Origin of the sequence: Streptomyces omiyaensis (assembly GCF_014650895.1) — a bacterium.
In the GTDB taxonomy this organism is placed as follows: domain Bacteria; phylum Actinomycetota; class Actinomycetes; order Streptomycetales; family Streptomycetaceae; genus Streptomyces; species Streptomyces omiyaensis.
The window spans coordinates 17458-40268 of sequence record NZ_BMVV01000036.1 but is presented as its reverse complement, the minus strand read 5'-3'; the positions used below and the strand labels follow the sequence as shown (position 1 = coordinate 40268).

Genomic DNA, 22811 nt, shown 5'->3' with positions numbered 1-22811 from the left:
TCACCGCTGACAGGGCAGATGCAAACTGTATTGACAGCGTATCGGGGCGTCCCTACTTTCGAGGAGCACCATCGCTCTCAAGGGCGACGCCGCCGGACCGGTCCAGGTTCACCGCCGCCGGCCGACGGCGTCCCGGCCGGGAAGGCGGGAAGCAGATGTGTCACCGTACGCGCGTCCATCAGCCAGCCCATGTCCCCGCTGCGCACCGCACGCCGCACCTCACCGGCACGGCCTTCGGCCTCCGGGCCGGAAGAGGCCAGACAGACCCGGCGGAAGAACTTCACCAGCGCGGGCAGCTTGCCGGGGTGGATGCCGCCCCGCTCGCGCAGCGCGTACAGCGGCAGGAACCACTCCTCGAACAGCGTGCGCTGCGCCTCGCCCAGGCGGTGGACCTCGTAGAGCCGGCCGAGCAGCGGGTCGCCGTAGGGCACCTTGCCGTGGACGGCGTAGCCCAGCCGGATGTCGCCGTGGCTCCTGAACGGCAGGCCGTAGGCGGCGACGTGCGCGGCCGCGGTCTCGGTGGCCAGCATGAGGGCGCGCTCGGCGCCGTGTCGCTCGGCCGCGGCCAGGACCTCGATGTGAAGAGCGGCACGGGGATCGAGGACCGTCCCGGCCAGTCCGAACGGCGCCAGGCTGATCCCGTGCGCGCGAGTGCGGGAGAGGATGAGCTGGTCGGGGACGTTGCGGGCGATGTTCTCCAGGTGCGCCAGGCGCCGCCCGTGGACATCGTCCGGGCCCAGGACCGGAGCGCCGGCGGGGCGGCGGGCCGTCAGCTGGGGTGCGACCTTCTTGACCAGGTCGGTGCTGCCGCACGCCTTGCAGGCGGGCGAGCCGACGCCCGCCATGTGGGCGCAGGACGAGCACACCACGGTGACCGCCTCCTCCACGCTCAGGACGCCCGTCTCCAGCCGGTCACGGATCATGTCGTGGGCGAGGCGGGCGACGGCCGGGTCGACGTCGGTGACCACCCCCTCCGCAGGCAGCAGACCCTCGGGGTACTTCGCGCGGATGAGGTCCTGCTCGTGCTGATGCCGGTCCGAGCCGGCGGCGAGCTCCGCCTGGTGGCGCAGGTCGCCTTCGAGGGTGACCGTGTTCCACAGGTGAGGGACCGCGGGCTCGCCAAGGAGCGTGTTCAGGGCGGCGGCCACGCGGATACCGACGGCCTTGCCGGGCTTGTCGGCGAAGGTGAAGTCGCCGTTCTGGACGGGTCCGTTGAAGAAGGCGATGCGCACGGTCTCTCCTTACGCGGGAGGCTCGATGACCTGCTCCAGCTCGTATCCGCCTGCGGATGCCCGGTAGACGAGCACGGCGGCGTTGGGCAGCTTGCGGGCGCGCGATTCCTCGACGACCTCGGTCACCGGGCGCTGCTCCAGGACGGCGCGCAGGCCGAGGATCGTGGTGTGGTGGGTGAAGGCGACCACGCTGCGGCCGGCCTCGACGGCGCCGAACGAGAGCAGCGTCAGGAACGCGGTCACCCGCCCGTGGACGCCGACGGCCAGGGACTCACCGCCCTCACCGGGCGGGGTCCACAGGTGCTTTCGGTGACGGCGGTCGTCCGCGCCGTCGGGGAAGGTGGCGAACAGCTCCCGCATCGTCATGTAGGTGGCGTCGGCGTAGTGCTGCTCGTTCAGCAGCCCCGTGACCTCCGCCTGAATCTCCGGCATCGCGAGTTCGGCGGTGTCCCGGGCCCGCCGGTACTGCGACACGAACACCGCCGGCTCTTCTCCCACCACGGTCGGCAGGGTCTCGCCCAGCCACTCCGTCTGGCGAAAGCCCCGGACCGTCAACCCGATGACATCCCGCGACAGGGCGTGCGCCGCCGCGCCCGCCCACGGGCGGGGGTCCTGGTAGAAGCCGTTGTACTTGTCGGCGTTCTCGACCGACTCCGCGTGCCGTACTACCGCCAGTCTCATGCCGCCGAACGATAAGCCCCGATACCTCCCGAGAAAAGAGGAAAAGCGATGAAAGACGAGTGGACGTTCGTCAAGAAGCGGACCGCGGCCGAGGGCGCCGTCTGGGTGAACCAGGACCGCTCGAAGTTCAAGCGGACCGGGGACAGCCGGCTCGAGGCGGAAGCCGCGTTTCAGCAGCGGATCGCCGCCCTGGGCTACCCCGTCCCCGCCGTCCTGGAGACCGGCTTCGACGGCACCGAGTTCTTCTTCGTGGAGCCCTCGCTCGGGCCGGCCTCGCTGCACGACTCGGCCTGGAACGCCGTCGGCGGCGCCTACGGACCGATGCCCGACAGGGTCGTCGACGAGGCCGCGGCCGTCGGCGCCCGGCTGCTCGCCGCCCAGGCCAAGCACGCCGAGCCGGCCACCCGCACCGCACTCGACACCTGGGTGACCGAGGCGGGGTGGACGGCCAACGTCTTCGCCGAGAACCCCGACCTCGACACCCCCCACACCCGCGCCGTCGTGGACAGCGCGCTGGACCGGCTCGCCCACACGCCGATGTGCTTGGCCCACTACGACTACGGCCTGCCCAACGCCTTCCCCTCCGGCGTCATCGACTGGCAGCACCACGGCCTCGCCCCGGTCGGCTACGACACCTACCCGGCCCTGGAGATCATCGCCTTCAAGGGCGGGACCAAGGGCTACTTCGCCACCGCCGCCCAGCGCGAGCGGTACACGGCCGCGCTCGACGAAGCCGCCCTGCACGTCCTCGGGAGCAAGCCGGGCCGGCACCTGGGCGAGTTCCTGCTCATCAAGGCGCTGTTCTTCCTCGCGCTCATGAAGCCGGCCGACCTCACGGACACCGACAAGGTCCTGAAGTGGGACTACCGCCGCACCCTGTTCACGATGGGAGTCGAGCAGTATGAGCGCACCGGCCGTATCGACACCGCCTCCTTCCCCAGCCTCGACGACTTCGCCGCTCAGCCTGAGCACTGCCGTACCGGCGGTGCGTGACCGCGACTACCTCCTGGACCGCCATGGCGTGGTCTTCAAGGTCATCGGCGATGTCCACCCGCCCAGCCACTACCTCGGGTACGTGAAGTACTACCCGGACGACAAGGGCGACCGGCAGTTATTCGGGCGCACCTACCGGCAGAACACGGTCGTCTCCAAGGCCTTTGGCATCCTCGCCGACCGGCCCGAGTGCTACCTCTACTCCGACACGATCGGCTGCGTCATCACCGGCGTGCCCCGCCACGACGTCGTCCGGCACTACTCCTGCCGCCACGCCCTGGCCGTCCTGCACCAGACGCCCGAGCTCCTCGGCGACTTCGCCGTCTCCCGGGACCTGAAGGCCGTCATCGACCGCGTCGTCGACCTCGACGCCCAGGACGTGATCGGCGTGACCGGCTCGTTCCTCGTCGGCTGCTTCAACGCGCGCTCCGACGTCGACCTCGTCTGCTACGGGCCCCGCGGCTACGAAGCCGCCCGCGAACTCTTCTCCGACCGCACGCTCATACGCCCGTACGAGGGCGACGCGCTGACCCGGCTGTACCTGCGCCGCGCCAAGTACATGACGGGCAGCTCCTTCGACGTCCTGATGCGCCAGGAGACCCGCAAGTTGCAGGGACTCACCGCCGGGGCCGACGCGCACATCAACTGCGAGCCCCTGCGCGACGACGGCGACGCCACCTTCACCGGCGTCACCACCAAGGAGGTCGGCGCGATCAGCGTCGTCGCCACCATCACCGACGACGCCCAGGGCCTGGCCACGCCGGCGCTGTACGGCATCGGCGTGGACACCGTCATCCAGTCCACCGTCGACGACCCCGAGATCTTCGCCCGCCGCATCACCCACATGCGCTCCTACCTGGGCGCCTACACCGGGGCGTTCCGCACCGGCGACACCGTCTACCTGTCGGGCCGGCTCGTCCACACCACCGACGGGCCTCGCTCCGGCTTCGGCATCGAGCTCACCCCCTGGACCGCCGCCGAGTCTTACCTCGCCACCCTCGCCCGATAACCCCTGTCCGCGAAGGAAGGCCCGCCGTGACAGCAGATCCGACCGCTCTGTTCGCATCGGCAGCGGAGCACTACGTCCGCTTCCGCCCCTGGTACCCCGACGAGTTCTTCGCGCTCCTGGCCGAGCGGTTCGGCCTCGACGGCACCCAGACGGCCATGGACCTGGGCTGCGGCCCGGGCATGTCCGCCCTGCCGCTGGCGCCGCATGTCGACCGTCTCTACGCCATCGACCCCGAGCCCGGGATGCTCGCCGCCGGCGCCCGCCTCGCCGCCCAGCGCGGCGCCGGGAACATCGAGTGGATCAGAGGCGACTCCACCCAGATCACCGCCCTGGGCCTGCCCCCGATCGACCTGTGCGTCATGGCCAAGTCGTTCCACTGGTTCGACCGGCCCCGCGTCCTGGCCGACCTCGACACGCTCATCACCCCCGCCGGCGGCATCGTCATCGCCTCCGCCGGCCCGCCCGGCACCACGCCACTGCCCGCCTGGGCGCCCGTCATCGCCCAGGTCCGCACCGCCTACCTCGGGCCCGTACGCCGCGCCGGCACCGGCACCTACCCCGAACCCGAAGACCGCTTCACCGACACCCTGAAGCGCTCGCCGTTCTCCCGCGTCGAGCTCGCGTCCCTGGACCAGCACGTGACGCGCGACCTCGACCAGCTCGTCGGACTGCAGCTGTCCAACTCCTACTCCACCCCCGCCCTCCTCGGAGACCGCCTGGACGCGTTCACCCGCGACCTGCGCCAAGCGCTCCTCGACCACGACCCCTCGGGCCTCTACCACGAGGTGATCCGCACCGAAGTCCTCATCGCCACCCGCCCCGGAAGGAGCACCACCCCGTGACGACCTTCGCCTCCGCCGCACACCACTACGCCGCCTTCCGCCCCCACTACCCCGAGGAGTTCTTCACCCTCCTGGTCGACCGCTTCGGCCTCGACGGGACCCAGACGGTCCTCGACCTCGGCTGCGGGCCGGGCACCATCACCATCCCCCTCGCCGCACGGGCCGGCCACGTCCACGCGATCGACATCGAACCGGCGATGATCCGCGAGGGCCGCAAGGCCGCGGCCGTGCACGGCGCCGGGAACATCACCTGGGCGTGCGGCGACGCCGCCGGTCTCACCGGCATGGGTCTGCCCCTGCTCCACCTGTGCACGATGGGCAAGTCCTTCCAGTGGATGAACCAGGACCAGGTGCTGGCCGACCTCGACACCCTCATCCGCGACGGAGGCGGCGTCGTCCTCGTCTCCACCGGCCCCAGGGCCAGCGCGCCCAGGCCGGCGTGGCTCGACATCATCGACCGCGTCTGCACCGACGTCATCGGCCCCGGCTACCGCCAGGAGCACGGTCCCGCCGCCCACCCCGCCGAAGGCCGGGACGACGCCCTCGCCCGCTCCGCGTTCTCCCGCATCGAGACCGCCCGCTGGGACCAGACCTTCGCCCGCACCCTGGACGAGCTCGTCGGCCTGCAGTACTCCTTCTCCTACTCCAGCCCCGCCGTCCTCGGCACCCGGCAGGCCGCCTTCGACGAGCTCCTGCGCCGTGAGCTCACCGCGTTCAGCCCGAGCGGCGTCTTCGAGAACACCGTCCCCATCGAAGCCGTCATCGCCACCAGGCCGTAGCCGCCCGCCCGCTTGAAGCACCGTCGGCCTGCCCCCGCCGCCCTTGCGTCACACGGCTCGGCAGGCCGGCTCGCGGCGAGGAGCGGACGTTCGGCGGTTTCCCCTCCACACTTCTGCTGAATCACTGACATGCGAAGTTGATTCGAGCTGCTTATGCTGCTTAATATCGAAGCGTAAGTCAGCGAAACAGGTCCTGGGGCCTCGATGGCAGGAGAACGCATGGCCACTCTCAGCATCCACTTCGACCCCGCCGTGATCGCCCGGCTCACGAGCGCGAGCGGCGACGACACCATCCACGTCACCCTGTCCCTCGGCAGCGGATCCGACGGCGCGACGGCCTCGCCGGCCATCCCGCACGGGCCGCTCGCCGCGCTGATGCAGGCCGGCCTGCTGAAGCCGGACACCGTCCTCACCTTCCACCAGCGCCGAGCCAACCGGTCGGGCCGCGCGGTCGTGACCGCCGACGGGCAGCTCATCGTCGACGGTCACTCCTCCGTGTTCCCCTCGCCGTCGAAGGCGGCAGAGGCCGTCACGGGCAACGTCATCAACGGCTGGACCCTGTGGCATGTCGAGGGTGACGGCCGAACGCTGGACGAACTGCGCCGGGAACTGGACGCCCAGTAGGACGCTGCGCCCGTTCCGGCCCGCCGCAGGCCCCTGCGGCGGGCCGGAACGGGCACGGAGGAGTCAGAAGAGCTCGAACGCGGCCGGGAGACGTTGGTGGAGAAGTACGGCGAGCTGCTCGCCGAGGTGATCGCGCCGAAGCTGCTGGCGGGCGCGGTGGCGCAGGAGCACCCGGTGGTGGTGTTCGTGGCCGGGCAGGCCGGCAGCGGCAAGACGCTGGTGATGGACCTGGTGCACGCCGCCCTCGAACAGCGGGGCGGTGCGGTGCGGGTAGACCGGGACGGCTACAAGGCCCTGCACCCGCACTACAGCACCTTCCTGGCCGAGGACGTGCGGACGGCCGGTGTGCGGGTGCGGCCGGAGACCTACCGCTGGCAGGCCGAGGTCGAAGCGCTCGCCCGCAGCAGCCGGTTCGACGTGGTGGCGGAAGAGGCTCTGGCCGACCCGGCCGGGTGGCTGGCCACCCTCGCCGTCTACCGCACGGCCGGCTACCGGGTCGAGGTGGTGGCCCTGGCCGTGCCGGAGGCTGTTTCCCAGCTCGGTGTGCTGGACCGGTACCTGCGCCTGGCCGAGGAGGGCCGGGCCCGGTACGTCGGGTGGGACAACCACGACGCCTGCGCCGCCGCGCTGCCCGCCGCCCTCGCGGACATCGAGGCCGGGCGCCTGGCCGACCGGGTCGTTGTCGTCCGGCGCGCCGGCGAAGTCCTGTACGCCAACGAGCTCACGACCGAGGGCGGCTGGTGGAGGCCGGCCGGTGCGCGCGAGGCGCTGCTGGGCGAGCGGTTACGTCCGTGGAGCGCGGCGGAGACCGGCGTCTTCCGCCGCCAGCTCGCAGACGCCGACCGGCGTGCGCACGATCCGCGACTACCCGAGGACTGGGCTCTTGCGGTGCGGCGCGACGGCGAGCGCGCGGCCGCGCTGGCCGAGCCCGTGCGGCGCGGCGTCCAGGTCCGGCGGGAGGCGCCGGGCGTCGACTACCACCGGCTCTCCGCCGAGGAACACCGGTGGATCTTCGACACGCTGATCGCCCCGTCCCTCCTGGAGGGCATCACGCCGCAGGAGCGGCCGGTCGCGGTGTACGTGATGGGCCAGCCCGGATCCGGGAAGTCGACCACGGCCCGGGTGCTGCGCCGGGCCCTGCGCGACCGTCCGACACACATCAGCGGCGACTTCTTCAAGGCGTCGCACCCGGACTACTACGACCTGCTGCGCGAGGAGCCGCGCACGGCCGGCGAGCGCATCCGGGCGGACTACCGGGCCTGGCAGGCCATGGCGGAGGCGGCCGTACGGGAGCGGCGCGGGGATGTGACGATCGAGATCGCCCCCGGCAGTGCGGCTGGCTTCGTGGAGGGAGCGATGGCCTACCGGCGGGCGGGCTACCGGGTGGAGCTGGTGGTGCTGGCCGTACGGGCGGCGGACTCCCGACAGGGCACCGCGGTGCGCTGCGCCGAGGTGAACCGGCTGGGCGGCCAGGGCCGCTTCACCACCGCGGCCGGGCACGACCACCACTTCACGGTGCTCGCCGACGCGGTGGCCGCGGCCGAACAGGAAGCGGCGGTGGACCGCGTCCTGGTGTGGGGGCGCGACGGCACGGTCCTCTACCGCAACGACCTCACCCCCAAGGGCTCCTGGGCGCGGCCGGCCAGGGCGGCGGACACGCTGCTCGCCGAGCAGCAGCGCCCCTACACCGACCAGGAGGCGGCACGCTTCCGAGCCGTCCAGCGCCGTCTGCGCGCCGAGCTCCCGCACTACCGCCACGACATCGAGCAGATCACCCGGCTGGCGCGGGCGCTGATGCCCGCGCACCTCCAGCCGCGTCGCCTCGCCGGTCCCGCGACCGTAGCCGCCCTCCCCTTGCCGAAGGCTGACGACGGCGACGGCTACGGGCCGGTGGCCCCGAGCTCCCGCAGGCGGGCCGCGTAGGAGGCGGTGATCCGGGCGGTCTCCTCGGCGTCGGCCTCCTCCAGCCGCGCCCGGTCACGCACGCACTCCTGCCGCTGGGCGAGCAGCTGCTCCAGCCGCTCCGGAGAGGAGTTGGGTGCGCGGCGTTCGGCCAGGATCGCCCGGCTGTACCAGGCCATCACCTCCTCCACCACGTCGGCGGGGGCCCGGCGGCTGATTTCGTCGGCCGGCTCGGAGGAGCTGGAGGGGGATGCCGGATCGTGCACGGGAACCAACCTTCACTAGGGTGACGGCAAAAGGATCATTGTCGGCCGGGGCCGATATCCAGTCCACCACCGGCGGGCACCGGACGTGCCGAGCGGAGTGTCCTCCAGGGCGTGCCGGGCGGCATAGGTTGGGACGCAGACGATCACCTGGGGGGACCATGGCCGACAACCTGCGTGCGCTGTTCAGCTCCAACGACCCGTCGGCGTTCGACGTCGCGGAGGCGTTCACCGACCGCAACAGCCAGTGGGCCGTGGTGGCCGCCGCCCTGGAGGAGCACCTGCGCCGCGTCGCCGGCGGTGCCTTCGACGTGGAGGACCTCGAGGCGCCCCGCACCAACGTGATCGTCTTCCACGGTGTCGGCGGGGTGGGTAAGTCGACCCTGCTCCGCAAGATCGAGGCCGCGCTCACCGCTGCCGAGCACCGGCCCGAGCAGTGGGGCGCACCGACCTGGACCGAGCGGGTTCTGCCCATCCGGATCGATCTGTCGAGGGCCGCGTCGACCGGCTCGGACTTCGAGCGGGTCATCCTGACGATCCGCCTCGCGCTCGCCGGGGCCCTGGACCGCACGACGGTGTCCTTCGACGTGGCCCTGCGCAACTACTGGGAACACACGCACCCCGGCGAGCCGCTGGACGAGTACGTCCGGCGGTCCGGGCTGGCGGGCCGCTTTGCCAACCTGCTGCCCGGGCAGCTGCAGGCCGGAGTCGGAGAGGTCGCCGCCGCCCTGGCACTGCCCGGCCTCGTCGGTTCCGCGGCCGGCCAGCTCACCGGCGCGCTCGTGTCGGCGCTGCGCGAGCGCCAAGAACGCGCCCGGGCCCTGGCCGGCGCGGCCCGGACGGCGGCCCTGCTGGAAGCCACCCCGGACCTGGAGGCGCTGTCCTACTACCCGCACCTGCTGGCCTGGGACCTGAACCAGCTGCCCGCGAAGAAGCGGCTCACCCCGGTGATCCTGCTGGACACCTTCGAGGACACCGCGGACCGTCACCGGGACTTCGAGCGGCTGCTGCAGCGCCTGGTCTGGCTCATGCCCAACGTCTTCTTCGTCATCGGCGGCCGCAGCCGCTTGCAGTGGGCCGACCCCGCCCTCCACGGCCAGCTCGACTGGACCGGCCCCGCCGCCTGGCCCGGCCTGGCCACCGCCCCCACGTCCCTGACCGTTCCGCAGCCCCGGGCCGCCGGCTCCGGCGCCCGGCAGTTCCTGATCGGCGACCTCTCCCCCGAAGACTGCGAGACCCACCTCGCCCGCCGCCTGGTCCACGACGGCGAGCCCCTCATCGCCGCCGACATCCGGGCGGCGATCACCGCCCGCTCCCACGGCCTGCCCCTCCACCTCGACCTCGCCGTGAGCCGCTTCCTGGAGATCCGCCGCACCGGCCGCACCCCCACCGCGGCCGACTTCGACTGCACCTTCCCCGCCCTCCTCGCCCGCACCCTGTCCGACCTCACCCCCGAGGAACGACACCTGCTGCGCTCCGTCGCCCTGCTGGACGCCTTCGACCTCGACCTGGCCACCCGGACGGCCGGCCTTCCCCAGCAGGCCCCGGCCCGCCGCCTGGTCGAGCGGCCCCTGGTCACCGAGGACCCCTACGCCCTGTGGCCCTACCACCTGCACCGCGCGATCCGCAGCGCCGTACAGGAGGACGAACACAGCGACGACCGCTGGACGGACGCCGACTGGCATCAGGCCGCCGGCCGCGCCCTGGCCGCCCTCGGCGACCAGTGGGCGAGGGCCGCGGCCCTCGCCCCCAGCCGGATGCTCCTCGTCGCGTGCCTGCGCCAGGGCCTGCGCCTGGCCCGCGACCACCGCCTGACCGGCCTGGGCTGGCTCATCGACGCCGCCTTCGTCTACACCGACGACTCCATCTGGGAACCCCTCACCCCACCCACCACCGCCACCGGCGCCCCGGACACTCCGGCCGACGCCGTGGCCGAGCTCCTCACCGCGATCGCCCGCCGCCAGCGCGAGCACCGCCGGCGCACCGCCGACCGCCTCACCGCCGTCCTGGACACCGGCCTGCTGCCCGCCGAGCTGACCGAGATGGCCCTCTACTACCGGGCCAAGGCCCACAAGGACCTCAGCCACAACGACGCCGCCCGCACCGGCATGCAGCAGGTCGCCGACACGGGCGGCCGCCTCGCCGTCAAGGCCCGCCGGGCGCTCGCCAACCTGGCCCGCCTCGCCGGCGACTTCCCCACCGCCCTGGCCGCCGTCCCCACCCTGGGCTGGAAGGGCCGCCACCACCGCGTCCTCGGCGACATCCACTGGTCCCACGCCGACACCGCAGCCGCCATCACCGCCTTCGAAGCCGGCCGCGCCGAAGCCGAACAGCACAATGCCGCAGGCGAGCGCGCCATGATGCAGGTCCGCCTCGCGCTGGCCGTCTCCTTCGCCGACCCCGACCGCGCCGCCGACGAGCTCGCCTACGCCCACCAGCTCCTCGACGGGCTCGACCAGCGCTCCAACACCCTCCTCACCCAGGTCGTCGCCCTGATCAAGGACGCCGGAACCAGCGACCGCGACGTCGCCGCCCGCGCCGAGAACCTGCGGACCGACATCGAGACCGCGGGGCTCCCCTTCCTCCACCGGTTCGTCGAACTCGCCCTCGCCTTCCACCACGCCGTCCGCGGCGCGGACCAGGACCTCGCCGCCACCATCGGCCGGCTCCGCACGCTCACCACCACCGGCGACTTCGCCTACTTCACCGACATCGCCCACTTCATGGCCGACCTCCCCCTTCCCGCGCCCTCGACCGTCCGCTGGACCAAGAGCGAGGACGAGGTCCGCTCCGCGTGGCGCGGCCTCGTCCAGGCCCGGCAGGAACGCCTGCTCCCCGGACACTGACCCCAGACGCGACTGCGGCTCCGACCAGACACCTCTGGTCGGAGCCGCAGTCGCGTACAGGCCGGGCGGCAGCCTCTTCACGGCTGGCCAGGGCCGGATCAGGGCAGCCGTCGGCGAGGGGTAGAGAAAGCGCTGCTGACGGCTGTCAGGACCATTTCGCGGGCCGAGCGAGAACGTGTCCCCTCACCGGGTCAGTGATCTGATCCGGCAGCTGGGCTCCGGCGAACTTGGCACGGCCGATATAGAAGGAGGCCGGCATCAGGGTCTTCAGCTCGTTGGAGCCCCTCATAGGAGGAAACGCCGCCATGATGTGGGTGCCGGGGGCCAGGCTCTTGGCCTTGCGGACGGCGGGCGCGAGGTCGCTGTCTCCGCTGATGACGACGGCCGACGTGGCAGCCTTCGTTGCCACGTCCGCGACGAGGGAGACCGCAATGTTGACGTCGGTCTCCTTCTCCTCGTAGTGAGTCCAGCTCCCGCCGCACTGCTTGCACGTCTTCCGCTTCGCCTGGTAGCGCCCCTTGACGATCTCCACCGTTTCGCCGCTGTACGCGGAGAGAGCCTGGAGGTAGGTGTCCTGCCTGCTCAAAGCGTCCGGGTCGTTCATGACCGAGGCGGTGAAGTACTTGACCTTCACGAGCTGGTCACGCGGCCGCAGCGTCCGAGCGAGTTTCTCCAGGTCAAGCCAGAGAAATCTACGACCGTACTTCTCGTGCAGACCGTGGTACAGATTGAAACCGTCCACATAGACGATCAGCTCGGACACGCTGGCTTCCCCTCCCGAGAGCCCGAGGTAATGCCCGGGCCCTGGTACTGCCGGCCAGGAACAGCCGGGGTTCGCTCGCCTGCGTGCACAACCTGCCTGTGAATACAAAAACGGCCCCTTGCGGGGCCGTCGAACCGGGGCTTTGCAGACCCGGCGGGGTATGGATCGATGGTACGGCTTTGAACTCTACGCGTCAATCTCCGAACTCCACGCGTCGATCTTTGAACCCAGGCGGAAAACAGCGCACCGGCCGCCGCCCCTCACCACCACAGCACCGCCCCTGCAGCGGCCACCTCCCCCGAGCCTGCACCTCGGGGGATGTAGTCGAATGTCCCCTTCCAGAACACCGTCCGGTCGTCCGGAAGCGCGCGGCCGGCGATCCCGCGCGCGACCTGACGCAGAAACTGCCAGTCCTGCGCCAGATCGGCCAGCACCGACCAGCCCGGCACGGCTTCGGCATCCCGCCGTGCCAGCTGCTCACGCACCCTTCCCTCGGCGAGCTGCGCAGTCGCCAAGAGGCCGGGCGCCTTGGGATCGAGGTGAGGGAAGAGCCAGCCCAGCAGCCTCTCAACCTCCTCGATGGTCAGCTCCTCGACCCCGCGCACCACCACACCCGGCCCCACCACGCTCCCAGCCACACCCGCTCCCCTTCCCCTTGTTGCTGATCGGGATCCTGGCACGTCAAGAGGTCCGAGGCCACCGTGCGGTTCAGTGGGGCCCTGGAATCCGGGTCTCGGTCCTTCTCTCCCCGGCACGCGGCCGCGCAGCGGCGATGTCTGCCGCGCTGGAGGACTTCAGAGGGCGGCGGACACCGTGCGGCGGCGTTCGAGGGCGGTGAGGTAGGCGTCGGCGCTGCCGTGGCGGACTCGTCCGGCGGCCGCGGCCGCGAGCCCGACCACGACGAACCAGCTGGTCGTCGGCACCGAGACCATGCCGGCGAAGTCGCCGACGGCGAACGCGGCCAGGGCGTCGCAGATCTCGGGCGCGGTCGTCGTCCCGGTGAGCAGCAGGTCGGTCTCGGCCGTCAGGCGAGCGGTCGGGATCCGGCTGGCGGGGTCGTGCGGCGGGACGTCCAGGGCTACGAGCTCGTCCTCGAAGAGGCCCGTGAGAGCGTTCTGCGCGGCGGTGTGGAGCGGGAGTCCGCCGGTGGGGTCGGTGAGCGCGCGCATCGCGCTGTCGAGCTCGGCGACCAGATCCTGCCCGGCCGCCCAGTCGCGGACGAGGTCGAGGGCCAGGATCTCCCCCCGGACGTCTCGCAGGGTCCGGGAAGGAGACGGGAGGGTGTCCATGCCCTGATAACGGCCGTCACGGGGTCGGGGGAACGGGCGCCGCGGAGCCGGGCCGCCATCGGGCCCACCATGACGAAACGGACGGCGTCCGCACTCTGCGGACCGCCTGGCGCCCGCCCTTGACGATCATGGCCGAATTCGTCAAGGCAACCCTGACTAGCCTTCTCCGTCAGGGCTACCTTGACTTCATGACCGACACCGCCCTCCCCTCCGACGGCGAGCAGACCATCCCCGGCGCCCGCCTCTCCCCCCGCGACGAAGGCCGCCTGCACTACGCCTCCGCCGCCTTCTTCCTCGCTGACGAGGCCCTGGAGCAGATTCCCATCGCCCTCGACCCCGCCCCCGGTGACCTGCTCCGCGCCGCCCTGCGCCTCGCCGAGCTCGCCGACCGGGCCGTGACAAGCGCCGCCATCGCCGAACGCGAGCGGGGCACCACCTGGGACCAGATCGGCGCGGCGGCCGGCACCACCCGGCAGGCCGCCCACGAGCGGTGGCACGGCAACGTGCGCGCCTGGGCCGCCACCGGCCGGTCCGACCTGCCGGCCCACAGCCCGAAGGACTCCATGGAGAACGCGGCCATGCTCGACCGCTACTACGCCCGCCTGTTCCCGGAGCAGACCACCGCGGTCAGCTCCGGCCTGGACGCCGTCCGCTTCCCCGGCTCCCGCGAGTACGAGGGCTCCCTACGCGCCCGGGGCGCCGCCCTGAACGCCCGGCTGACCGTACTGAAGGACCAGCTTCAGGAACTCAGCAACGCGTACCGCCTCCTGAAGGAGACCGGCGACCCCCGGGCCCTGGCCGACAACCTGACCGCGACGGCCGACCACAGCCAGGAGATCGCCAGCGTCTTCCGGCAGCTGGCGGCCGCCGAGCCGTCCCTGGCCGAGGAACACCTCCACGAGGCACAGAAGTACGAGGGATGGGCGGAGTCCAACCGCGACCACGCCAAGCTCTACGCCTAGTCCCCCACGATCCGCCCCATCCGGTCCGGGCCCGCCGTGCCCTCACGGCGGGCCCTTCGCGTGAGCGAGACCGGAAAGCGCCCCGCCAACCGACGGTTACCCACCGACATGATCAAGTCACTTCTGGCGATATTCCGGGAGGGCAAGACACGAAGGGGGCCGCCGTCCCGCACGGGCGGCGGCCCCCTAGTCAGTCAGTCGTGGGGGCAGGTTGGTGCGGGTGGCCGAACTCCGCGTCGGTGAGCCACCCAAGTCGGGGGGCCGGGAGCTGCAGCGCGGGAACGGGCGGTTCGCAGAGCGGGCCAGTGTCGTTGCCGGGCGAGACCCATACACCGTTCCATCGAGGGTGTCGGTCGGTGAGGGGATCGCCGCAAACGGCGCAGAGGATGACCGGGACCCCGTGGTCGCGCAGTACCCGTGCGAGCTGAAAAGGCTGGAGCTCGGGCACGTCGTCTGAGTCTCCGAGGAAACCGGACATCACGGTGGAGCTGTTCCAGGTGGCCGTGTCGATCGTGTCATCCCAGGTGGTGTTCGGGCCGACGCTGTGGAAGGTGCGCCACCCGAACACCGGGGTACCCGGGCCATGGGGTTCAGGCGCTTCCTGGAAGGACTCGAGTACAGCAGCGGTGTAGCCGGGCTGGAACTCGCGGACATCAGTTTCCGTCATCGGGCGGATAACGGCGTGCAGGACATCGAGAGCGGCGAGCACTCCGGTGCGCAGTTCGTCCCGGCCGTGTTCGCCGGCCTGGTGCGCGGCGCACAGCACCATCTGCTCCAGGGCGCCGTCGAGGAAGACGGCCTGCTCGACGAGAGCTTCGCCGTTGTCGGTCAGGACGACGCGGTGGCGCATCTTGGCGCCTTCGACGCTGCCGATCCACTCCACTTCTTCGCCAGCCTGAACGGTTTTCACGGCGTCAGCAGGAGTGGGAAACCGATCCTTGAGGGATGCGAGCGGGTTGAACTCCTCCTCCGGAGCATCATCCCAATCCGCCTGCTCCGGGCCTGTGTATTGGGTCGGGGCTGTACGAACTGCGGCAGGCTTGCGGTTCTTCTTGCGCTTCTTCGGCATCCTCGTCGCTCTCCTTCGCCTTTTCGTGGCTCGATGATCCTTGCAGCCGCCAGGGGGCACTTGTACCTCGATCAGCCGAAAGGGCCTATGGGATCTGCCGGTTGATCGCCCTGTCGCAGGGCTGTCACCCGGCCTGGCGCAGGGCGGGTGTAACGAGCGGCACCGTTCGCCCTGCGCGTTCGGCGCGGGCCCGCAGGATCGCGGCCGCACGGATCTCTTCGGCCTCCTGGCGCTCCTGGACACGGACAGCCTCGGGGGAGGCCGGTGCCTCGTCCTTCTGCTCCTGGTCGATGTCGGGGACAGCGCGCTCGTCGAGGCCGCGGCGGACCTGTTCCTTCCGTACAACGACGGCGGTGGCCATGGCCGGGTCTTCCTGGCGAGGCGGGGCGACCGCGTGGTGAGCGGCGAGGGCACGGCGATAGCCGGCCGACGCGCTCTCCCGCGTCTTCACCGGCCCCGCTGGTGCAACCGGCTGCGGGGCCAGGTCGTCGGCAGCTGCCGGGGACGTCGCCGTAGCCGCAGCACGGGTGGCGGGCGCCAGGACGTTCACCGCCCGCACGTTCACCCCGGACACCGCGCGGTTGGCGGCCTCAATCAACTTCGACGCGCACCAGCGGGTCTTCGTGGCGTACGCCGGAGCGTCGGGGGCGACGTCCAGGCGGCCGGTGTCCGCGTCGAAGCCGACGGCCTGGACGTGCCCGGCAAGTTCGGGCGCGGCCGCGGCGAGGATGGCCTCCCACTGGGCCAGGACGCTGCCGCCGGCAGCCGGGGCGACCAGGCCGCGCTCGGTCATCATCATCGTGATCGCCGCACCGAGCCCGAGGGGCTCGCGGCCGTCCCGCCGTACGGCGGTGCCGGTGCGCCGCTTAGGCTTCTTCGTCTGGGCGCCGTTCTTCTTCGCCGCTTCCCGGGCGGCGAGCAGGGCCTGGCGGGCGAGGTCGACGCCGGACAGCTCCGGGACGGCGGTCACGCGATCACCTCCAGGCCCTCGCCGTCCAGCGGGCGGGCGGCGAGCTCGGGCAGACGCCGCGACCACGGAGCGGGCCGGACCGGCTCCGGGCGGGCGAGGGTGCGCAGCTGCTCCAGCCGTACGGCGAGCAGGTGCTCGCCGGTGCGGGTCTGCGCCTTCGCGGCGGCCTCGGCCGCGGCGCGCTGGGCGTCGTCGCTGTCGGGCATGGCCTGGAACCAGGGCTTGGCGAGCTCCGTGGTGTACGCCTTGCTGGCCTCGGCCTGGGCCTCCGTGCTGCGGCCGAGCATCACCAGGGCCTCGTGCCGGTACTCCGCGGCCGCGCTCTCGGCGGTCAGGAACGCGTTGTGCGCGGCGGCGTCCTCGACGGCGTCGGGACCGGCTGCCGCCAGGGCGGCCGGGTCGGTGATCTGCTGGAACTGGGCCCACGAGGCGGCGATGGCGTCCTCGATGGCCGTACGGACCTCGGCGACGACGGCCGCGACGGCGACCGGGTCGGCCGGGTCGGCCGACCAGGTGGCCGCGAGGAGACCGGCCTCGCCGATCAGGACCTTGGTCTGGCGCCGGTGGTCGCACGCCTCGCACAGCCCGGCCGACCGCTCCCGGCCGCAGTCCGCGCACGCCACAGCCTGCCGGGCCGCCGCCTCGGCCGCCGCCCTCTCCCGCTCGACCAGGGCCTGCGCCTCGGCCTCGGCACGGGCCGCCGCGCACTGGGCCGCTCGCTCCCGGGCCTCGGCCTGACGGGCCACGAAGTCGGCGGCCTCGGCCTCGGCGTGACGGCGCATCCGGGCTTCGATCTCCCGGTACCGGGCGTCCGTCTCCAGGCCGGGCAGCTCCTGGTCGACCTCGGCCGCGATCCGCACCCGCCACGCACGGCGTGAGTGCAGGATGTTGGCGCAGTTGTCGCAGTCGGCACCGGTGTCGAGCCGGGCGCCGTCGTCGCACCGCACGTCCGAGCACGACGGCCGGCGCACCAGCCCGCGGCGGGTGATCCAGCCGTACGGGCGGGCGATCAGGGCCTCGCCGCCGGTCTCCTCGAGCCGGGACGTCAGCCGGGCGGCCAACGCCGACGGAGCCTGCCCCGCCCACTCCAGCACCTGGCGCAGCTGCGCGAGCTCCGCCTTCGCGGCCTCCACGACGCGGTCCTGCTGCCAGCGGTTCAGCTTCGTCCACAGCCAGGACACCGGTGTCAGAGCCACCCGCAGATCAAGATCGGCCGGAAGCTCCGACCGCCCTTGCTGCCGCGTCTTTCCACCACCCACGACCGTCAGCCGGGCACCAGCACCAGCGGCGACGCCGCCTGCCTGCTCCTGCTCGTCGACGGGTGACTTGGTGGGCTTTTCACCGCGAAGCGGGGCGACCCCGGCCACCAGGCTCCCGGACCCGGCCACGGCGGACTCGCCGTCGGCGGCCTGGTCCTCGCGCACGCACGCGCGTCCCGGCCGACGGCCCTCACCCCCACGGCCTTCGCCGGAAAAGCCACCAGAGACCGAGAGATCAACGACGGGAGTAACCAGGTGAGGGTGGTCAGTGTGAAGGGCTGCCGCAACGTCGGGCTCTGCAACATCTGCCTCATCCGTCACAGACGGGCCGCTGACCTGCGGTTCGGCTGCCACCTCTAGGACCTCACTAGGCCCTGCCGTAACGTCGGGGTCTGAAAAAACGGGCCCCAGGTCCTCCTCGCAGTCCTCCTGGACGTCATCGGCGACCGTGCGGCCGTGCGCGGCGGCGACCGCCGGCACCATCAGCCGCGACCGGTTCGGCATGCCCGAGCCCGTCTTCAGCCGCACCCGCAGCACCAGCTCCCGAGCCTCCAGACGCTCCAGTACCCGCTCTCCTGCCGACGCCGTGCACCCGAGCAGCCGGGCCACCGTCGCCGCCGCGCGGCCGCGCTTGGTGTCCACCGTCCCGCCGCACTGCCGCACCCGCCCGGTCTCCCGCGCCTCCAGCACCAGCAGCAGCAGCGCCAGACGGTCCGTCGCCGCGCCCCGGCCGGTACGCGTACCGATCAGCCCGGCCGGAGTGACCCGGCCGTCCTTGTGCTTCCAGCCCGGCGCCATCACGGCCTCCATCAGCCGCTGCAGCGTCGCGTACTCCTTCTTCGCCAGATTCAGCGGGTGCCCGACGACGTCCTGCGCCGCCCACAGAGGCAGCACCTTGCACTCCAGGCCGATGTCCTCGCGGTACTCGCCCTTCTCGGTCTCCACCGACACCACACCCGAGCCGCGCAGCCCCGACACCACCTCAGATGCCGTGTACGACGCCGACATCCCGATCCACCGGCCGAGCTCCGAGGTATGGATCTTCACCACACCGTTCTCCGCCGGGGTCCGCGACGCCAGCACCAGCACCGCCAGACGCACCGCGTCCGACGCGCCGTCCAGGCCCGCCGCATCCAGAAGGGCGCGCACCGCACCACCCAGACGTGCACGCGCGTCGCGACCGAGCGACAGCGGATGACCCGCAGCCCGCTTCGGGACCGGCCCGGGCTGCGCCGGAACCGACCGAAGCCGGCGGCGCGAGGCCCCGCCGGCGGACACCGTGCGGGAGCGCGGGAGTACGGCGGCCGATGCCGCGGCGGCGCTCATCGGGCACCCCCGACGAGCGTCATGGAGGAAGCGCGGACGTAGAGAGGCGCCGGGGCGGACAGGGCGGTGCAGGCGGTCATGGCCGTGGTGTACCAGCCAAACCGGACACCCCCTCGGGGGGCGAAGCGCGGGCGGGGCACAGCGGTGCGAGAAATGATCACCTCGGCAGCCTGGACCGGCCGCCCTGTGGACAAAGACCGTCGAACCCCGATTGCCCCCCGCGCTCCCGCACGGCGGGCGACGACTTCAGATCGCGTCCCGCCACATGGGACGGCCTCGTCGCAGACGTCGTTGACGGAGTCGTTGCGGACGTGGACGTACGTCGGCCGGGCGGGGCTGGCCAGGGCGCGACTTCCCATAGGAAGTTCTGCCGCGCGAAGTGCGCGAATGTCGCGAATCGTATCGAAACGGGCAGTGGTCGACTTTTCAGGGGACACCAGATCGGGCACTATGACGAGGACACCAACTCTCATATGCGAGCCGGGCCGACCTGTGAGAACAGGGCAGCCGGCGAGTGAATGGGTGAGGTGGCCGCCCCCTCCGTGAGGAGCGGGCGACCGGACGAAGAACCAGAGGCAATCCCTTTCTCTCTGTGATTCGAACGGATGTTCCAAAGTCCTTGTCGGGGCTGAGGAACGACAGGAGCCCCCTGCGAAGGGGCTACTGCGGTGAAGCTCGGTCTTGCCGGACCGGGTGGAACGAGCCCGGTCCTGTCAGACCGGGTGGAACTGCGAAGCTCGGTTGTCAGCCGAGTGGAGCGACCCGCTTGTCAAGGCGGGGACTGCATTGAGAAGAAGAACCAGCTCGATGAGCTGGGCCCAGGGCCGACGTCAATCGGACACTGGGCAGCCGACTCGGGTTGCGAAGCCCTTGTCGGCACGACGGGCCGCGCGAGGCCGCAGTGGATTGCGAGTCCACTACTTGGCGCGCGCGGCCGATGACCTAGGTCATCCCGACCCCCTCGATCTTGAAGGTGGAGTCGGCCTGCCGGAAAACAGGTGCGAGGTCAGCCTTCACCCAGTCCTCCTTGAGCGACGGACGGGTGTTCCTCGGCCAGGCGGCGGAGCAGCTGCGCGTACTTCAGACGGTTTCCCCGGTGGGGCTGCGTCTGGCCGGCTTCCCATCGCACGACGGCAAGCCGCTGGACGCCGATGGCCTCGGCAACTTCCGCCTGGGTGAGATTTGCAGCGATCCGCAACTGCTGCCGGATATGAGGCGGGGGCAGCGTGTCAGCATCCACCAGAGCATCAACTCGACGCAGCGGATCCGACATCACAGCCTCCATCCTATCCAGCACTTCCCGAAAAGATACATCATTCGATCTCTGCTCGGGAAGCGCCTGGCCTGCCGCCAACGAAACGGCGCTGCCGAGATCACGGACAGGCGTGGTCACGAGAACCCCAGATGCGAGTTCGCGGCGCGTGCGGCCTCAGCGAGTTCCGGCAGCTCTACGACGTCCACGCCCGCCTCGGCGAGCTGCTCGACCCCCACGCAGTCGGCAACGAACAACGGCGGTTCGCGCCAGGCGATGACGACGCGCGGGATCCCGGCCTCGAGGATCCGCTGCGTGCAGGGAGTACGATCCGCGCTCCGCTGGGAGCACGGCTCCAGGGACGAGTAGATCGTCGCCGTGGCCAGCCGCGGGTCGCCCGCCGGGAGCTTCGCGAGGGCGGCCTCCTCCGCGTGTTCACGCGGATCGGTCTCGCGCGAGTAGCCGGCCGCGAGCTCGGTGCCGTCCTCGGCAACGATGACCGCGCCCACCGAGTACGCCCCGGCGGCCGGAGGGCACAGCGCGGCGAGGTCGATCGCGCGCCGCATCCAGCGGAGTTCCTCGTCTCGGCCGGGCGCGTACATCAGCCGCGCTCCTTCGGGGCGTAGCGCAGGAGCACGACGTCGCCGATCGCGCGGGCCTCCAGCAGACGCATCCGGGAGGTCGACCCGCCCGGGTAGTCGGCGGTGCCCAGGAATTTCGGGGCGTCGGCCTGGCCTACGAGCAGTGGCGCGACGGCGAGGTGGACCTCGTCGGCCAGGTTCTGCGCCATGAGCTGGGTGTGGATCGTGCCGCCGCCCTCCACCATCAGTTGCTTGACGCCGCGGCGCCCGAGCTCATCGAGGACCAGGTCCCAGTCGAGGTCGGGCCCGACGCTGACGACGTCAGCGAGGTCCCCGAGCGTCGCGCGGACCTTTTCCACCGCGCTGTCGACGGTGAAGACCAACTTGTCGCCGCCGTGGTGCCAGAACTTCAGGTCGGCGGTTAGGTCGCCGGTGCGGGTGACCGTGACCTTGAGCGGGTAGGCCGGCTTGCCGTCGGCGACGCGCTGAGCACGGCGTTCGTCGCTGTTGACCAACAGGCGCGGGTTGTCCCGGCGCATGGTGTTCGCGCCGATCAGGATGGCGTCGGACTCCGCGCGGACCTGGTCGACGCGGTCGAAGTCCTCAGCGTTGGAGAGCAGCAGCCGCTCGGAGCTGGTGTCGTCCAGGTAGCCGTCGACCGACATGGCGGCGGACAGCAGAACGTACGGGCGGGCGGTCATCTGCTCAGGCTTCCGTTTCTGTCTCGTGGAAGAGGGTGGAGTCGAAGGTGGCGCGGAACTCGGCTACGGCCGGCTCGCGCTGCCAGGGGATCAGGGCCTTGTCGAGCCGGACGAGTTCGTTCGTGATCCGGCCGGAGCCCGTGTCCTCCGCGACGGTCAGCGCGTGCATCCCGAGTGCGGCGGCTTGCTCCGGGGCGCGGGCGCCGGCCAACGCTACGGCCTGCCGCGCCATGTAGACGCCCCGGTCGCGGTGGTAGCCGTCCGGCATCAGCCGGATGGCGGCGCCGAACGCGGCGGCGGCCTGGTCGTGCTTGCCGAGGGCCTCGAGGCCCTGGGCGCGGTGGACCTCCACGTACGAGGCATTCAGCCACACGCCCCACGGGGTGGGGTCGGCGGCGGCGCCATCGAGGGCGTTGCGGACGTCGTCGATCGCCCGCTCGCTCTCGTCGGCGTCACCGCGCAGCGCGTGTCCGTACGCCTCGTAGGTGCGCGCGACGGCGGCGAGGCGGCTGCGCGGACGGGCCATGCGCTGGGCGGCCTCGGCGAGGTCGACCACGTCGACCAGGTCGGCCGTGTCACCGGCCAGTTGTGCCTTGCGGGCCATGACGTACGTGGTCAGGTCGTTGTCGCCGACGGTGTGCGACCACTGCATGGCCCGGTCCAGCCAGTACGACGCCGCCTGCGGGTTGCCCAGGTCCTGGTAGAGCCAGGACAGGAACTCGCCGTACTGCGTCTGGAGCTCCATCAGGTCGCGCCGGTCGGCGCCCTTCGCGTCCCGGCGCAGCTCTTGGATGACCTGGATGTGGTCGCGCACTGCGGCGACGGCGTGCCGGGGCCCGAGCAGGTTGTCGTTGTCGATCAGCAGGCGGCGGGTGCGACGTAGGTGCTCCACAGGCGTCGAGCCGTACGCGTACGCGGCCCGGGCCTTGCGGACCAGACCGGGAACGGCACCGGAGTCCGCGAAGGCCGGCGAGCCGACGCCGACCGCGGCCGCAGCCCCGAGCCCCATCCCCGTGCGCAGCAGCGCACGCCGATTCAGAGCCACCCAAATCACCGACCCATCAGCTAGACGACACGGGACCGAGATCCCTTCGTCCGACGCTGCCTGGTCAGCCATGGCGAAAGCTAGGTCCACTGATGATCTGGCCACATGGGCCGGGGGATTGGCCACATGGCCACGCTCGTCACCGATCCGCTCCCACAGGCGGAGCAGCATGCCGCTGGCGCCCAGTTTGTCGTCCAGGACCACGGCCTGCGAACGGTCGGGCGTTCGCTCCGCTCGCTCGAATCGTCCCAGGTGGCTGTGGTCGATACGAGTCATCTTGCCGAGCTCGCGAAGGCTCAGTCCCCGTGAGGTCCGCAGCTCCCGCAGCTGGTACCCCCAGTTGTGCAAGGGCGACACCCAGGGCGTCAGCTCCCTCGGCTTCTGCGCCATCCCGCCCCCAACCTCGTGGCCTATGTGGCCAGA

Annotated in this window: 21 protein-coding genes; 8 read left to right on the top strand and 13 right to left on the bottom strand. The window is 71.6% G+C overall.

The genetic code is table 11. The features are described from left to right. Window positions 1–77 precede the first annotated feature (77 nt). Window positions 78–1232, bottom strand: a complete 1155-nt coding sequence (locus tag IE287_RS34690; protein ID WP_189853314.1) for a hypothetical protein — start codon at window positions 1230–1232, stop codon at window positions 78–80. Window positions 1233–1241: 9 nt separating this feature from the next. Continuing rightward, complete coding sequence (locus IE287_RS34685) at window positions 1242–1913, bottom strand: histidine phosphatase family protein (protein WP_189853313.1); 672 nt, start codon at window positions 1911–1913, stop codon at window positions 1242–1244. Window positions 1914–1961: 48 nt separating this feature from the next. Here IE287_RS34685 and IE287_RS34680 point away from each other — a divergent pair, with 48 nt between their 5' ends. The 6 genes from IE287_RS34680 (at window position 1962) to IE287_RS34655 (ending at window position 8083) form a co-directional block, all read left to right on the top strand. Continuing rightward, window positions 1962–2906: a phosphotransferase gene (locus tag IE287_RS34680; protein WP_189853311.1), complete on the top strand. Its 945-nt coding sequence runs from the start codon at window positions 1962–1964 to the stop codon at window positions 2904–2906. Next, complete coding sequence (locus IE287_RS34675; protein ID WP_229883934.1) at window positions 2899–3915, top strand: hypothetical protein; 1017 nt, start codon at window positions 2899–2901, stop codon at window positions 3913–3915. Before IE287_RS34680 ends, IE287_RS34675 begins: the two co-directional genes overlap by 8 nt. A gap of 26 nt (window positions 3916–3941) precedes the next feature. Further along, window positions 3942–4757, top strand: a complete 816-nt coding sequence (locus IE287_RS34670; RefSeq protein ID WP_189853309.1) for a class I SAM-dependent methyltransferase — start codon at window positions 3942–3944, stop codon at window positions 4755–4757. Next, complete coding sequence (locus IE287_RS34665) at window positions 4754–5536, top strand: class I SAM-dependent methyltransferase (RefSeq protein ID WP_189853308.1); 783 nt, start codon at window positions 4754–4756, stop codon at window positions 5534–5536. The genes IE287_RS34670 and IE287_RS34665 overlap by 4 nt, the downstream gene beginning before the upstream one ends. Before the next feature lie 219 nt (window positions 5537–5755). Continuing rightward, window positions 5756–6160, top strand: a complete 405-nt coding sequence (locus IE287_RS34660; RefSeq protein WP_189853306.1) for a DUF4357 domain-containing protein — start codon at window positions 5756–5758, stop codon at window positions 6158–6160. Window positions 6161–6256: 96 nt separating this feature from the next. Further along, window positions 6257–8083, top strand: coding sequence for a zeta toxin family protein (locus IE287_RS34655; RefSeq protein WP_229883933.1), 1827 nt, complete (start codon window positions 6257–6259; stop codon window positions 8081–8083). On the opposite strand, the gene IE287_RS34650 is transcribed toward IE287_RS34655, so the two are convergent. Then, window positions 8041–8328, bottom strand: a complete 288-nt coding sequence (locus tag IE287_RS34650; protein WP_229883932.1) for a hypothetical protein — start codon at window positions 8326–8328, stop codon at window positions 8041–8043. The genes IE287_RS34655 and IE287_RS34650 overlap by 43 nt on opposite strands. 158 nt (window positions 8329–8486) lie before the next feature. On the opposite strand from IE287_RS34650, the gene IE287_RS34645 reads away from it, so the two are divergent. Beyond that, entirely contained in the window at window positions 8487–11171 is a 2685-nt protein-coding gene (locus IE287_RS34645) for an ATP/GTP-binding protein (protein WP_189853305.1), read from the top strand. A gap of 145 nt (window positions 11172–11316) precedes the next feature. On the opposite strand, the gene IE287_RS34640 is transcribed toward IE287_RS34645, so the two are convergent. From IE287_RS34640 to IE287_RS34630, 3 genes are all read right to left on the bottom strand, one after another. Continuing rightward, entirely contained in the window at window positions 11317–11934 is a 618-nt protein-coding gene (locus tag IE287_RS34640) for an NYN domain-containing protein (protein WP_189853303.1), read from the bottom strand. A 260-nt stretch (window positions 11935–12194) separates the two neighbouring features. After that, the gene (locus IE287_RS34635) at window positions 12195–12572 is read right to left on the bottom strand and encodes a hypothetical protein (RefSeq protein ID WP_189853302.1); all 378 of its coding nucleotides are present in this window, start codon (window positions 12570–12572) and stop codon (window positions 12195–12197) included. A gap of 156 nt (window positions 12573–12728) precedes the next feature. Then, window positions 12729–13223, bottom strand: a complete 495-nt coding sequence (locus IE287_RS34630) for a hypothetical protein (RefSeq protein ID WP_189853300.1) — start codon at window positions 13221–13223, stop codon at window positions 12729–12731. Between the two features lie 188 nt (window positions 13224–13411). Here IE287_RS34630 and IE287_RS34625 point away from each other — a divergent pair, with 188 nt between their 5' ends. After that, the gene (locus tag IE287_RS34625; RefSeq protein ID WP_189853298.1) at window positions 13412–14185 is read left to right on the top strand and encodes a hypothetical protein; all 774 of its coding nucleotides are present in this window, start codon (window positions 13412–13414) and stop codon (window positions 14183–14185) included. 190 nt (window positions 14186–14375) lie between these two features. Here the strand turns inward: IE287_RS34625 and IE287_RS34620 are convergent, their stop codons facing one another. The 7 genes from IE287_RS34620 to IE287_RS34590 all read right to left on the bottom strand — a co-directional run bounded on the left by IE287_RS34620 (window position 14376) and on the right by IE287_RS34590 (window position 22664). After that, on the bottom strand, window positions 14376–15254 hold the full coding sequence (locus IE287_RS34620) for a hypothetical protein (RefSeq protein ID WP_189853296.1): 879 nt from the start codon (window positions 15252–15254) through the stop codon (window positions 14376–14378). Between the two features lie 124 nt (window positions 15255–15378). Beyond that, window positions 15379–16224, bottom strand: a complete 846-nt coding sequence (locus IE287_RS34615) for a DciA family protein (protein ID WP_189853294.1) — start codon at window positions 16222–16224, stop codon at window positions 15379–15381. Then, the gene (locus tag IE287_RS34610) at window positions 16221–18632 is read right to left on the bottom strand and encodes a hypothetical protein (RefSeq protein ID WP_229883931.1); all 2412 of its coding nucleotides are present in this window, start codon (window positions 18630–18632) and stop codon (window positions 16221–16223) included. Before IE287_RS34610 ends, IE287_RS34615 begins: the two co-directional genes overlap by 4 nt. A gap of 1183 nt (window positions 18633–19815) precedes the next feature. Continuing rightward, the gene (locus tag IE287_RS34605; RefSeq protein WP_229883930.1) at window positions 19816–20202 is read right to left on the bottom strand and encodes a helix-turn-helix transcriptional regulator; all 387 of its coding nucleotides are present in this window, start codon (window positions 20200–20202) and stop codon (window positions 19816–19818) included. Next, entirely contained in the window at window positions 20199–20663 is a 465-nt protein-coding gene (locus IE287_RS34600; protein ID WP_189853290.1) for a deaminase, read from the bottom strand. The genes IE287_RS34605 and IE287_RS34600 overlap by 4 nt, the downstream gene beginning before the upstream one ends. After that, complete coding sequence (locus tag IE287_RS34595) at window positions 20663–21343, bottom strand: RibD family protein (RefSeq protein WP_189853289.1); 681 nt, start codon at window positions 21341–21343, stop codon at window positions 20663–20665. Before IE287_RS34595 ends, IE287_RS34600 begins: the two co-directional genes overlap by 1 nt. A 4-nt stretch (window positions 21344–21347) precedes the next feature. Then, entirely contained in the window at window positions 21348–22664 is a 1317-nt protein-coding gene (locus IE287_RS34590) for an NsdA family TPR-like regulatory protein (protein ID WP_506004979.1), read from the bottom strand. Between the last annotated feature and the right edge of the window lie 147 nt (window positions 22665–22811).

Coding starts and splice junctions, on each gene's coding strand:
- IE287_RS34685 (WP_189853313.1), bottom strand. CDS start 1,913: ATGAGACTGGCGGTAGTACGGCACGCGGAGTCGGTCGAGAACGCCGAC.
- IE287_RS34680 (WP_189853311.1), top strand. CDS start 1,962: ATGAAAGACGAGTGGACGTTCGTCAAGAAGCGGACCGCGGCCGAGGGC.
- IE287_RS34660 (WP_189853306.1), top strand. CDS start 5,756: ATGGCCACTCTCAGCATCCACTTCGACCCCGCCGTGATCGCCCGGCTC.
- IE287_RS34645 (WP_189853305.1), top strand. CDS start 8,487: ATGGCCGACAACCTGCGTGCGCTGTTCAGCTCCAACGACCCGTCGGCG.
- IE287_RS34630 (WP_189853300.1), bottom strand. CDS start 13,223: ATGGACACCCTCCCGTCTCCTTCCCGGACCCTGCGAGACGTCCGGGGG.
- IE287_RS34625 (WP_189853298.1), top strand. CDS start 13,412: ATGACCGACACCGCCCTCCCCTCCGACGGCGAGCAGACCATCCCCGGC.
- IE287_RS34620 (WP_189853296.1), bottom strand. CDS start 15,254: ATGCCGAAGAAGCGCAAGAAGAACCGCAAGCCTGCCGCAGTTCGTACA.
- IE287_RS34600 (WP_189853290.1), bottom strand. CDS start 20,663: ATGTACGCGCCCGGCCGAGACGAGGAACTCCGCTGGATGCGGCGCGCG.
- IE287_RS34595 (WP_189853289.1), bottom strand. CDS start 21,343: ATGACCGCCCGCCCGTACGTTCTGCTGTCCGCCGCCATGTCGGTCGAC.
- IE287_RS34590 (WP_506004979.1), bottom strand. CDS start 22,664: ATGACTCGTATCGACCACAGCCACCTGGGACGATTCGAGCGAGCGGAG.